The organism is Nocardia sp. NBC_01730 (assembly GCF_035920445.1).
Classification (GTDB): domain Bacteria; phylum Actinomycetota; class Actinomycetes; order Mycobacteriales; family Mycobacteriaceae; genus Nocardia.
Window position 1 is genome coordinate 807,642 of the sequence record NZ_CP109162.1, and the last position, 12,657, is coordinate 820,298.

Consider the following 12,657-nt stretch of genomic DNA (forward strand, 5'->3'; position numbering starts at 1 on the left):
TTGTTCATCGAGCAGGGCTCTCCTTCTGTTCCAGCAGCCACCGCGCGCACTCGATATCGGTGACGAGGATGGTGGCCAGTCCGCCCCGCAGTGCGCCGAGGACCGCTTCGTGCTTGGTCTCTCCGCCGGAAATCAGCAGCGCGGTTCGGCAGGCCCGGATGGCATCGAGTCCGACCGAGACTGTGCGTGCGGCAAGGGATCCTGCGACGTCGCGGCCGTCGGCGTGGAAGAATCGACCGCCGATCTCACCGACCGCCCCCAGTCCGCGCAGTTCGTCGAGGATCGCGGTGTCGAGGTAGCTGCCTTCGAACAGGGTGGTGGCGGTGGAGACCGGTCCGACGCCGAACATCATGATGTCGGCGCCGCGGCCCAGTGCGATGGCGCGGCCGAGCATCGAGTCGTGTTCCAAGGCGGTCACGGTCGCCGGATCCGCGTAGAGCGGGGCGTGCAACCGAACAGGGGTGGCCTGCAGCTGGGTAGCGCAGCGGCCGAGCGTGTAGTCCACACCGGTCTGGTAGTCGCCTGAAGTCATCGATCCGTCGAGCTGGACAACGGTCGCGCAGCGGGCCGACTTCGTCCACAGTTCACGCGCGACCGCGATTGTATCCGGGCCCCAGGTGAATCCGAGGGTGTCGTCCGGCTGCAGTCGGCGATTCAGGACGCCGACCGCCGCGCGCCCCAACGGCAACAGGCTCGCCGCGGACCGGTCGGGTACCTCGCCGAGTACGACGGCCTCGGTGAGCCCGAACATCGCCTCGAGTTCGGTCTCGATATCCGCGTGCACAGCCGAGCGCAGATCGTCCGGGACATTGATCTCGATGCGCACCAGCCCCTGCGCCCGGGCGCGGGCGATGAGCCGGCCGGCGGTCGGGCGGGAAACACCCAATTTAGCTGCGATATCCGCCTGGGTGGCGCCCTCGAGGTGGTAGAGCTGCGCGGCTCGCAAGGCGAGCCGGACCTCATCCGGTGTTCCTGGCCGGGACGGTTCGGTGGCCACACGAGCTCCTCATCGACTATGACCTTTTGCTCAGCTCGTGAACAATTGCTCAACACGCTAGCATTGAGATGTGATGAACACAACAGTCGAGGGGTGGTTATGACTCGGACCACGAATACTGCGCTGAGTGCCGCGACGATCGGTGGCCTCATCTCGGAGGTTTCCGTACCGACCTACGATCGGTCCCGGATCTCGACCGGCATCGTCCATTTCGGAGTAGGCGGATTCCATCGCGCACATCAGGCGATGTACATCGACCAGCTGCTGGAACGCGGCGGCGCCCGTGAGTGGGGGATCTGTGGCGTGGGTGTGCTGCCAGCCGACCGGCGGATGCGTGATGCGCTGGCGGAGCAGGACGGTCTGTACACGCTGGCGGTGATCGAACCCGACGGCACGTGGTCCACTCGCGTGATCGGCTCGATCGTCGAATACCTTTATGCGCCAGAAGATCCCGAGGCCGTACTCGAGAAGCTCGCCGATCCGGCAACCCGGATCGTCTCACTCACCATCACCGAAGGTGGCTACAACTCCTCCGCGGCGACCGGTGAATTCGACGCCGAAGATCCGGTGATCCGCGCCGACCTCGAGCCGGATGCCGCACCCGCCACCGTGTTCGGGCTCGTCACCGAGGCACTGGCGCGGCGCCGGGTGCGGGGGATCGCACCGTTCACCGTCATGTCGTGCGACAACATCGAGGGCAACGGGCAGGTCGCGCGCGCCGCTTTCGGAGCCTTCGCGCGGATGCGCGACCTCGAACTCGGCGACTGGGTCGAGCGCGAGGTGCGCTTCCCGAACTCCATGGTCGACCGCATCACGCCGGTGACACCGCCCGACACGACGGGCGAGATCTCGCGACGCTACGGTATGGAAGATCGGTGGCCGGTGGTGACCGAGCCGTTCACCCAATGGGTGCTGGAGGATTCGTTCTCCCTCGGGCGGCCGGACCTCGACGACGCCGGCGTGCAACTCGTCGCGGACGTCGCGCCGTACGAGCTGATGAAGCTGCGGTTGCTGAACGCAAGCCACCAGGCACTCGCCTATCTGGGATACCTGAGCGGTTACCGACTGGTGCATGAGGCGGCGCAGGACCCGGTCTTCCGACGATTCCTTTCGCGGTACATGGACGACGAGGCGACACCCACCCTTTCTCCCGTCCCCGGCATCGACCTGGGCTGGTACAAGCGCACCCTCATCGAGCGGTTCTCCAACGCCGCGATCGGCGACACCATCGCCAGACTGTGCGCCGAATCCTCCGACCGCATCCCGAAGTGGCTGTTACCGGTCATCCGTCAGCAGCTCGCCGCAGGCGGTGAGATCGACTGCGCGGCAGCGGTTGTCGCCGGTTGGGCGCGCTATGTCGAAGGCATCGACGAGCAGGGCGAGCCGATCGAGGTCGTCGACCGGCTCCGCGACCGGTTGGTGCCACTCGCCCGCCGCCAGCGCGATGACCCCACCGCATTCCTGAGCGACCGGGCGGTATTCGGCGACCTGATCGACGAGCCCCGGTTCGTCCGCGCCTATGTCGCGGCGCTGCATTCACTGCACGCTCATGGCGTCCGGGCGACGGTGGCCGATTTCGCCCGCGCCGAAAGGCAGTGACGATGATGCGCGCGGCGGTCTTGGAAACGGTCGGGAAGATCGCGATCGTGGAACGTGCCGTGCCCGCTCCGGGGCCGGTCGAGGTACTCATCGAGGTCAGCGCGGTCGGTGTGTGCGGCTCCGACGTGCACTACTTCGAGCACGGGCGGATCGGCGACTATGTGGTCGACCAACCGTTGGTGCTCGGCCACGAAGCCTCCGGTGTGGTGGTGGGACTCGGCAGCGGCGCGCGACGCCATCACGTCGGGCAACGAGTCTCGCTCGAGCCGGGGGTGCCGGACTTCACTTGCGTCCAGTGCCGGGCCGGCCGGTACAACCTGTGCCCGGACATGCGGTTCTTCGCCACGCCCCCGATCGACGGAGCGTTCTGCGAATACGTAGTGCTGCACGAGGAATTCGCGCATCCGGTGCCGGATTCATTGACCGACGAGGCGGCTGCCCTGCTCGAGCCGCTGTCGGTCGGAGTGTGGGCATGCCGGAAGGGCCGGGTCGATGCGGGCGATCGGGTGCTGGTGAACGGCGCGGGGCCGATCGGGCTTGTGGCCGCACAGACGGCGCTGGCTTTCGGCGCGTCCGAAGTTCTGATCACCGATGTGAACCAGGAGCGGCTGGCGTTGGCCTCCGAACTGGGCTGCACGCACGCGGTGGACGTGGGCGCTATTCCGCTCGGCGACATCGGATTCGAGCCGAATGTCCTGCTGGAGTGCTCCGGGCATCCGGCGGCGATCGGCGCGGCGGTGCGCACCGTGGCCAGGGCCGGGCGTGTAGTGCTCGTCGGCATGGGCGGCGACGACGTTCCCCTCCCACTTCCCTACCTGCAGGAACGCGAGCTGGAGCTGACCGGAACGTTCCGCTACGCGAACACGTGGCCGACCGCGATCGAACTCGCCGCGGCCGGGCGGGTAGATCTCGACCGCTTGGTTACCGGCCGGTACGGTCTCGATCAGGTGGCGGCGGCACTGACCAGCGGTCGCCGTGACCGCAGCTCGATCAAGCCGATCGTGCTGCCCGGCAGTTGACCTGCCTGGTTCCTTCCGGCGGGCAGTCGTCACGGTAATATCAGGCCAGATGGCTTGCGTCGGCCGTACACCATTCGGTCTGACGCGGCTCTGGGAGTGGGAGATGAGCGCACGCGACGGTCCCGGCCTGCGGCGGTTGCATCGCAGCACTCGGGTGCTGTTGATCGCCGTCACGGTGTTCGTTGTGTCGTTGCTGATCGCTCCCCGCCTGATCGGTGTTTATGTCAGCTGGCTGTGGTTCGGTGAAGTCGGATTCGGCGGTGTCTGGCGCACCGTGCTCGTCACCCGTCTGTGGTTGTTCGTCGCGGTTGCGCTGTTCATCGGTGGCGCCCTCTTCGCGGCAATGTGGCTCGCGTTCCGGTTCCGCCCCCTCTTCTTTCCCGGCGCGGGGAAAGAAGACAGTCTCCGGCCGTATCGCGAGCTGGTGATACGGCGGCCGCTCCGTTTCGGAGTGGGCATCGCCGCCGCACTGGGCGTCATCTGCGGCCTCGTCGGGCAGTCGAGTTGGATGACAGTCCAACTATTCATCCACGGCGGGTCATTCGGTGTGTCGGATCCCGAGTTCGGACACGATGTCGGGTTCTTCGTCTTCGATCTGCCGTTCTATCGACTCGTCGTGAACTGGCTGTTCGTCGCCATCGTCCTCGCGTTCCTGGCCAACGTCTCGACGCACTACCTGCTCGGGGGAGTGCGGCTGTCCGGAAACGGGGCCGGACCAACCCACGCGGCCCGAGTCCAGCTCGCGGTGCTGGCCGGCGTATTCATCGCCTTGAAGGCAGCCGCCTACTGGCTCGACCGATATTCACTGCTCTCGAGCCACAGCAAAGAGCCCACCTTCGCCGGCGCCGGCTACACCGACATCAACGCGGTGCTTCCTGCCCGCCTCATTCTCTTCGCGATCGCCGTCATCTGCGCTGTGGCGGTCTTCGCCGCTGTAGTCGTTCGGGACCTGCGCATCCCGGCGATGGCCGCCGCGCTCCTACTGTTGTCGTCGATCCTGGTAGGCGCCGTATGGCCGCTGGCCGTCGAGCAGTTCTCGGTCCGCCCGAACGCCGCGGACATGGAACGTGCCTACATCGAACGCAATATCAGAGCTACCCGGCAGGCGTACGGGATCGGCAGCGATCGGGTCGAGTACCAGGCATACTCCGGGGTCGGCACCAAGCCGCCGTCCAATGTTCCGGCGGACGTGACCACGATCGCCGACGCCCGCCTGCTCGACCCGAACGTGCTCTCGCGAACGTTCACCCAGCAGCAACAGCTGAAGAACTTCTACAGCTTCCCAGCACATCTGGACCTGGATCGTTACCGCGTCGGCGGGGAACTGCGCGACTACGTGGTCGCAGCCCGCGAGCTGACCCCGAGCGCACTGAGCGGCAACCAGCGGCACTGGGTCAACCGGCACACCGTCTACACCCACGGAAACGGGTTCGTCGCCGCACCGGCCAACCGTGTCAACGCTGCGGTCCGCGAGGCCGCAGGGGATGCTGCCAGTAGCAACAGCGGATACCCCATCTACGCGGTGAGCGACATCGCCTCCCAAGCCTCCGGGCACCAAGTGATCCCGGTGGATCAGCCCCGCGTCTACTACGGCGAAGTCATCGCCCACGCCAGCCCGGACTATGCCATCGTCGGCGGCGGCAGCGAACCCCGCGAATACGACACAGACACCACTAAATACACCTACACCGGCGCCGGCGGCGTTCCGATCGGGAGCTGGTTCCACCGCCTGGCCTTCGCCGCGACTTACACCGAACGCAATATCATCTTCTCCAAGGCGATCGGTCCCGAATCGAAGATCATTTTCAATCGGGATCCGCGCCATCGCGTCGAGCTCGTCGCGCCGTGGTTGACGACCGACAACAACCCCTATCCGGCGGTCGTGGACGGACGGGTCGTTTGGATCGTCGACGCGTACACCACAATCGATGGCTACCCTTATGCCAAACGCAGTTCGCTCGAAGCCCCCGAACCGGGCAGCGACAGCCGCACGCGGTCTCCCCGGCAGGTCTCCTACGTGCGGAACTCGGTCAAGGCCACGGTCGACGCGTACGACGGCACAGTCACCCTCTATCAAGTCGACCGGCAGGACCCGGTCCTGGCGGCGTGGATGAACGTCTTCCCCGGCACGGTCGAACCCGAGGAGTCGATCACCGAAGAGCTGCGAGCCCACTTCCGGTACCCGGAGGACCTGTTCGCGGTCCAACGCGAGATGCTCGCCAAATACCATGTGGATGAACCGCGCGAATTCTTCACCACCAATGCTTTCTGGTCGGTGCCGAGCGACCCGACCGTCGACGCCAACCCGCACCAGCCCCCGTTCTACGTCCTGCTCGGTGACCATGACAACGCCAAGCCGTCGTTCCGGCTGGCCAGCGCGATGGTCGGATTCAACAGGGAATTCCTCTCCGCCTACGTCTCTGCCCACTCCGATCCCGAGAACTACGGCAAGATCAGCATCTTGCAGCTGCCCACCGACACCCTCACCCAAGGTCCGCAGCAGATCCAGAACTCGATGATCTCCGACACCAGAGTGGCGTCCGAGCGAACTCTGCTCGAGCGTTCGAATCGGATCCAGTACGGCAACCTGCTCACCCTGCCGATCGCCGACGGCGGTGTCCTCTATGTCGAACCGCTCTTCACCGAGCGGATCTCGACAACACCCAACGGATCGACTTTCCCGCAGCTGGCGCGAGTGCTGGTCAGCTACCGCGAACCTGGCACCGGCGGCGTCCGCGTGGGCTACGCCCCGACCCTCGCAGAGGCGCTCGACCAAGTGTTCGGGGTCGGTACCGGCCGGCTCGCCACCGCACCCGGCGGTGGCCCCGCGGCACCGCCGCCACCCGGGCCGCAGTCGGTATCACCAGCGGCACCTCCACCAGCGGAATCCCTGCCGACCGTGGATCAGGCGAAGATCGCCGAACTCAACGCGCAAGTCGATGCTATCCGTGCGGCCCTCGATCGTCTCCAACAGCAGTTGAACGACCTCAACCGTCCCGGTCGATGACGCGTCCGTCAGCTGGCGTGGGCGTTCGACCCGCCCTTCGCGCACGTGATCGGCTGGCCGAGATCGCCGCGAATCCCCGCGAGCGCATCGAAGTCGGCTCAGACGTCGACGGGTGCGAGGACGATATCGAAACGGGCCGACGCCCAGGAACTGCCGCCGAGGTCGCGGCCATCGGGCGTGGGGGTACCGGAGGATTGCTGCACGAACGGGGTGATCAGCGAGTCTTTGACTCCGAAGACGCTGTCACCGATCGCGAGTTGCGGGTCATCGTCGACGAAGATGTGGGTGACCAGGGTGCGCAGTCCTTCGGCGGTGACCATGAAGTGCAGGTGCGCGGCACGCAGGGGTGAGCGGCCCACCGCATTGAGCATCATGCCGACCGGACCATCATCGGGAATCGGATAGGGGACCGGTGTCAGGCCCCAGAATCGATACCGGCCATCGGCATCGGTGTGGAGGTGCGCGCGCCCGGCCATCCGTTCGTCGGGGTATTGGACGTCATAGAACCCGTCTTCGTCGCACTCCCACACCTCGATGCGGGCGCGGGGGACGGGGTTGCCGTCGGTGTCGGTGACAGTGCCTTCGACCCAGCAGGGCTGTCCGGCGGCCCCGCCGCTGATGTCACCGCCGAGCGGGATCTCGGGGGCGTCGGCGACGAAGAACGGCCCGAAGACCGTGGCCTCGGTGGCGCCCTGATATGCCTGGTTGTTCACCGCGATGGTCTGCATGGACGCGCCGAGCACATCGGACAACAGCACGAACTCCTGCCGTTTGTCGTCGGTGATGTGACCGGCTGTCGTGAGGAATTCGATCGCGGTGTTCCACTCGGCCTCGGTCAGTCGCACGTCACGGATGAACGCGTGCAGATGGCGGACCAGTGACTGCATGACCTGCTTGAGCCGCGGGTCGGGCGCGCCGTCGAACGACGCGACGACTGCGTCCACGAGCTGGTCTTCGACGGTTGCTTGTTCCGGGGAGGTACGGGTACCAGCGGTGGTCATGGTGGTGTTCCCTCTCACCAGGCGGATGTGTCGCCGGTGTAGGCGGCGCGTAGAAGTTCTTCGAGGTCGGCGGCGTTGACGGGTCGCGGATTGGAGTCTGGAACGACGGGCAGGATCAACGCCACCGCCTCGGGAATGCTGTCCTCGTGCAGGTCGTAGTCCTTCAGGGCGCGGGGGGCGTTCAGCGTGTCGCGGAGGGTGTTCAGACCAGAGATGGCCGTTGTGCTCCCGAAGGCGACGGCGATGCGGGACTCGGCCTCCGGTGCGGCGGGGGCATTGAAAGCGAGTACGTACGGTAGGACGGTGGCGTGGGTTTCGGCGTGTGGGAGGTTGTACGCCCCGCCGAGGACGTGGCAGACCTTGTGGTGGAGGCCGGATCCGGCGGACGCGAATGCCACGGCCGACAGGTACGCCCCATAAAGTGCCTGTTCCCGCCCTGCCAGGTCGTTCGGATCGTTCTTCACCACCGGCAGCCCCGCGGCGAGCGAGCGAATGCCCTCGCCGGCGAGTGCGCGGTTGATCGGGTCCGCGCGCGGCGCCCACATCGAGTCGATGCAGTGCGCCACGGCGTTGAGCCCGGAGGCGGCCGACAAGTTCACCGGCAGCGACAGGGTCAGTGTCGCGTCGTAGATGACTGTCTCCGGTAACACCGAGTTGTCCACGCCGGTGGTTTTGCGGGCCGACTCGGTGATGCCCCACACATTGGTGGCCTCCGACCCGGCGTAGGTGGTGGGGATTGCGACGATCGGCAGCCCGGTGGTCAGCGCGACCGCTTTGGCCAGACCCGTCGTCGACCCCCCGCCGATGCACACCAGCAGATCTATCCGGTGTTCGGTGGTGACCGCGCGGGCTCTGTCGGCGTTGGCGATCGGAACGTGGGGCGCCACATCGTCGTGATAGATGGCGACGTCGATCTTCCGCGTAATTTTCTGTGCCACAGTGAGTTCGGAGCGTCCCGCTATCACCATGACCCGCTCGGCGCCGAGCCGATCCACCTCCGCCGCCAGATTGTCCGCAGCTCGCCCCGACCCGAACAGCACCCGCTGACCCAATGTGACGTGATCGAAAACCATGCTCACCTCAGTAGTCGCCTTTCAGTTGATCGCGGGTCGACTGGAGGCGGCGTCGAGAACCGCGCTCTGACCGGTTGCCGCGGCCCGATGCCCGACGATGCGCGGGACCGAGGCCGCCGCGGTGGCGCCGATCAGGCCGACAACAGCGAAAGTGTAGAAATTCCACTCCACCACGGTGGCATGCGCCAAGACGAAGGCGCCGAGCGTCGGGCCTACGATCGCCCCGAGCCGTCCTACCGACAACGCCCAGGCCAGCCCGCTACTACGCAAGTCGTCGGGATACGTCGTGAGGATGAAGGCGTTACCGAGGATCTGAGAGCCGATGAAGCCGAACCCACTGATGAACATCAGCGCGAACAGCAGCGGAGTCGCTGGTCCCAGGCTCATCAAGACCAAGCTGACCGTGCCGACGAGGAAGGCCGACACCACAACCCGTTTCGGGCCGAGGGCGTCTGCGACCCGTCCCCCGACGATCACGCCGACGAAGACACCGGACCACATCGCCGCAGTTTGCAGCAACGCCGAGCCGAGGGAGTAACCGGCGGCCCGCATGATCGACGGCAGCCAGGCGCTGATCCCGAACACCAGCAGCAGGCCACAGAACGACATCGCCCAGAACAGCGCGGTCGATATTGCCCGCCCGCCGACGAGTAGTTCGCGCACTCCGAACCAGCGGCTCGGGTCCGCGACCGAGCTGCCAGCCGCCGTGCCGACGACGGCCACCGATGCGCTAAGCCCGAATCGCTGTTCGATCATCGCGGCAACCCCGAACTGGCCGCTCCTGCGCAGATGGAATGGGCTTTCGGGCAGCCGAACCAGCAGCGGAACCGCGATCAGCGCGGGCACTACCCCGATGACGTACAACAAACGGAAGGACGATTCAGGCAAAAGCATTGCGCCCAAAAGCGGAGCGAGCATCGCGCCGGCGGCATATCCACTCATCATCAACGCGATGTGTCTGCTTCGTCGCCCTGGCACGCTGAGATCGGCGACGTAGGCGTTGAGGGTCGGCATAACTACACCCAGGCCGAGGCCGACGATGAGCCGACCAGCACTGAACCAGGTGGCGTCGACGGCGACCGTGGATACGAGCATGCCTGCCGAGAACAGGGCAGTACTGAAGATCAGTAGTCTACGGGGGCCGACACGGTGCACGATCGCCCCGGCAACACCGGCTCCGACCAGCATGCCGAGTCCGACCAGCGATCCGATATGACCTGCCTCGGACGGTCCGATGCCCAGCGAGGCGGTACCGATCAAAGACGGGACGGTGACGCCGTACACCGATAGGTCGAATCCTTCGAGCATCGCCACGATCCAAGCGACAATCAGCATGCCGCCGGTCGAAGAGGGCTGTCGTTTCATGGTTATTTCCTCACATTCCGCCGGTCGGTACCAGCGATTCGGCCGGGCTCAGCGCTGACTCCAGCGTCTGCACCAGCGGCGAGATATCCGCGGCCGTCGGTGCCGTGCCGTAGATGTAGAAGTCCGGGCGCCAGAGCACCGCGGTGCAATCGTGCTCGTCGAACCAGGCGCCGTACCTGCCGTCGGTGTCGTGGATGTCGAAGCCGAGTGTGACGACCCGCAATCCGGTTTGTTCGGCTGGCTTCAGCGAACTCGGGTCGCCGCGTCGCCCGTCGACGAGTAGGACAAAGCCGGTTCCGACGATCTCGTCGAATCGGCCGGTCCGTTCCCCGGCGGTGACTGTCGCTTGCGGCATCAAATAGCCGGCCTGAGGGGTGCCGGTACGGAGGCCGGGACCGAGCCCGGGGAACCGGATCTTTTCCGGATCCTGCTTCGCGGCGCGCTGAGCGAGCAACCTGGCGTCGCGTTCGGCGGCGAGCCGCGGATCACGAACTGTCTGGATTCGTCCGAGTTCGATACCCTTCTCGATCACCGCGCGCACGTGCGGCTCGCGTTCACTCTGGTAGGAGTCCAGCAGCGCAGTGTCCGCACCGGAGAGGATCGCGTCCAGCTTGAACGCGATGTTCTGGGCGTCACGGATTCCGGAGCACATGCCCTGGCCGAGGAATGGAGGCATCTGGTGGGCCGCGTCGCCGGCAAGCAGTACCCGGTCGACACGCCAACGCCCGGTCACCAGCGACCGAAAGGTGTATGTGGCGGCGCGGATCAGTTCAGCCTGATCGGGTGCGAGGTAGGCAGCGACTCGCTGCCACACGGATGTCGGGTCCGTCTCGGTCGCGAAGGATTCCTCCGAGTCGAGCATGAAGCTGAAGCGGTGATGCTCGTGTCCGAGGGCGATCACCGAGATCGGCTGGACCGGGTCGCACACCTGACGTGCCTTCGGTAGGGCGACGTCACTGGTCAGACGGAAGTCGCAGACCATCCAGGGTTCGGAGAAGCCGTAGTCCTCCTGCCCGATGCCGAGGAACTCGCGGGTGAAGCTGTTGCCTCCGTCGCAGGCGACGACGTAGCTCGCAGTGACCGGCGTGGCACCGTCCAGCGACAGCAGCACCTGGTCCGAAGACTGATCGATACCAGTGACCTGGGCGTTCATCTGAACGGTAACGTTGGGCATCGACCGGACGCACGCGTCGAGGGCGTCCTCGAGGTCGGGTTGGTACATCATGTACCACTCGGCCCACCCCTGTCGGCCGATCGCGGCGAAGGAGTGCTCGATCAGCAGTTCACCGGAGCCACTGCGCCATTCGTATCTGCTCTGCCGATGCATCTTCGGCTCGAGGGTGTGGGCGATCCCGAGGCGATCGAACGTGCGCATCGTCTCATCGTCGAAGATCGCGGCCCGCGGACGGTTGTAGAGGGTCGCGTAGCGCTCGAGCACCACCACCCGGCGCCCGGACCGTCCGAGTAGCGCGGCGGTGACCATACCCACCGGCCCGTAACCGATCACGGCGACGTCGTAGTCGGCCTTGGTCGTCATCGCTGATACCTTTCATGCCTTCAGACGAGGGCCGGCGCAAGCGCGGCAGTATCGAAGTGCAACAGTCGTTCGGCGTTGAGATGGCCGATCTTTGCGCGGTCCGCGTCGCTGATCGGGGCGTCGCGGAGGAAGTCGGTCGCGGTCTTCATGGACTCGAACGGGTAGTCCGTGCCGAAAAGGATGTGATCGGGTCCGAGCGAGAGCAGAGCGGCCAACAGGGGCGGTGCCGAGCACACCCCACTTGTGGTGATGTAGAGGTTTTCCTTCAGATAGGCCGACGGCACGCCCTTGGCCAGTTCGATGCCGTGGTGAGCGTGGAAGCCCCAACGAGAATCCATCCGCCACAGGACGAACGGCAGCCCCTCACCCATGTGACCGAGCAGCAACTTCGCCTTCGGAAAGTCGTCGAAGACCCCGCCGAAGATCAACCGCAGGACGTGTGTGGCGGTGTCGATGCCCCAGCTCCACATCGGCCCGACAAGTGCGGGATGCCCGGTGAAGACGTGTGCGGTGTCGACGCCGTTGGCCGGGTGCAGGTAGAGCGGAACATCAAGGGCCTCTGCGCGTTCCCACACCACGCGCATCGTGGGGTCGTCGAGGTAGCGGCCCTGAGTATGTGCGTTGACCAGTGCTCCTTTGAGGCCGAGTTGGGTGACGGCCCGTTCGAGCTCCGCTGCCGCGGCCACCGGATCCAGTAGCGGCAGGGCGGCGAAACCCGCGAACCGGTCCGGGTGCTCGGCGATGACGCCGGCCAGGAAGTCGTTGACGATGATGGACTGGCGGACGGCGTTCGCCGTCTCGGCTTCGGCTTGGATGCCGGGGGAGTTGAGGGACAGCACCTGCATGTCGAGCCCGGCGGCGTCCATCTCCACGATCCGCTGCTCGGTGAGGTCGAGCAGCCGGCGAGATGCCTCGGCCCAGGCGCCGGGCTGAGCGATAGCGGCCGTCGAAGTGCCATACCCCACGAGTTCGGGTGTCACGAAGTGTTCTTCCAGCCCGATCAGTTTCATCTCGACTCCTTCATGGTGGTCGGGGTGGCCACCGGTGGTTGCTGACGTC

9 protein-coding genes are annotated in these 12,657 nt (G+C 65.9%); 3 read left to right on the top strand and 6 right to left on the bottom strand.

Annotated features, from left to right (window positions below; all coding sequences use genetic code 11):
* Positions 1–4: 4 nt before the first annotated feature.
* Positions 5–997 carry a sugar-binding transcriptional regulator gene (locus OHB12_RS03050; protein WP_327115931.1) on the bottom strand — a complete coding sequence of 331 codons (993 nt, stop codon included), beginning with the start codon at positions 995–997 and terminating at the stop codon, positions 5–7.
* A gap of 99 nt (positions 998–1,096) precedes the next feature.
* On the opposite strand from OHB12_RS03050, the gene OHB12_RS03055 reads away from it, so the two are divergent.
* From OHB12_RS03055 to OHB12_RS03065, 3 genes are all read left to right on the top strand, one after another.
* Positions 1,097–2,596 carry a mannitol dehydrogenase family protein gene (locus tag OHB12_RS03055; protein ID WP_327115933.1) on the top strand — a complete coding sequence of 500 codons (1,500 nt, stop codon included), beginning with the start codon at positions 1,097–1,099 and terminating at the stop codon, positions 2,594–2,596.
* A gap of 5 nt (positions 2,597–2,601) precedes the next feature.
* Positions 2,602–3,615, top strand: coding sequence for an NAD(P)-dependent alcohol dehydrogenase (locus OHB12_RS03060; RefSeq protein ID WP_327120858.1), 1,014 nt, complete (start codon positions 2,602–2,604; stop codon positions 3,613–3,615).
* A gap of 103 nt (positions 3,616–3,718) precedes the next feature.
* Complete coding sequence (locus OHB12_RS03065; RefSeq protein WP_327115935.1) at positions 3,719–6,622, top strand: UPF0182 family protein; 2,904 nt, start codon at positions 3,719–3,721, stop codon at positions 6,620–6,622.
* 98 nt (positions 6,623–6,720) lie between these two features.
* Here OHB12_RS03065 and OHB12_RS03070 read toward each other — a convergent pair whose 3' ends face one another.
* From OHB12_RS03070 to OHB12_RS03090, 5 genes are read right to left on the bottom strand one after another with little or no spacing between them, the layout of a single operon-like run.
* Entirely contained in the window at positions 6,721–7,623 is a 903-nt protein-coding gene (locus tag OHB12_RS03070; RefSeq protein ID WP_327115937.1) for a dioxygenase family protein, read from the bottom strand.
* 14 nt (positions 7,624–7,637) lie between these two features.
* Entirely contained in the window at positions 7,638–8,702 is a 1,065-nt protein-coding gene (locus OHB12_RS03075) for a maleylacetate reductase (RefSeq protein ID WP_327115940.1), read from the bottom strand.
* A gap of 15 nt (positions 8,703–8,717) precedes the next feature.
* Positions 8,718–10,061: an MFS transporter gene (locus OHB12_RS03080; RefSeq protein WP_327115942.1), complete on the bottom strand. Its 1,344-nt coding sequence runs from the start codon at positions 10,059–10,061 to the stop codon at positions 8,718–8,720.
* Between the two features lie 10 nt (positions 10,062–10,071).
* The gene (locus OHB12_RS03085; RefSeq protein ID WP_327115944.1) at positions 10,072–11,598 is read right to left on the bottom strand and encodes a bifunctional 3-(3-hydroxy-phenyl)propionate/3-hydroxycinnamic acid hydroxylase; all 1,527 of its coding nucleotides are present in this window, start codon (positions 11,596–11,598) and stop codon (positions 10,072–10,074) included.
* A gap of 20 nt (positions 11,599–11,618) precedes the next feature.
* Entirely contained in the window at positions 11,619–12,608 is a 990-nt protein-coding gene (locus tag OHB12_RS03090; RefSeq protein ID WP_327115946.1) for an amidohydrolase family protein, read from the bottom strand.
* Positions 12,609–12,657: the final 49 nt, after the last annotated feature.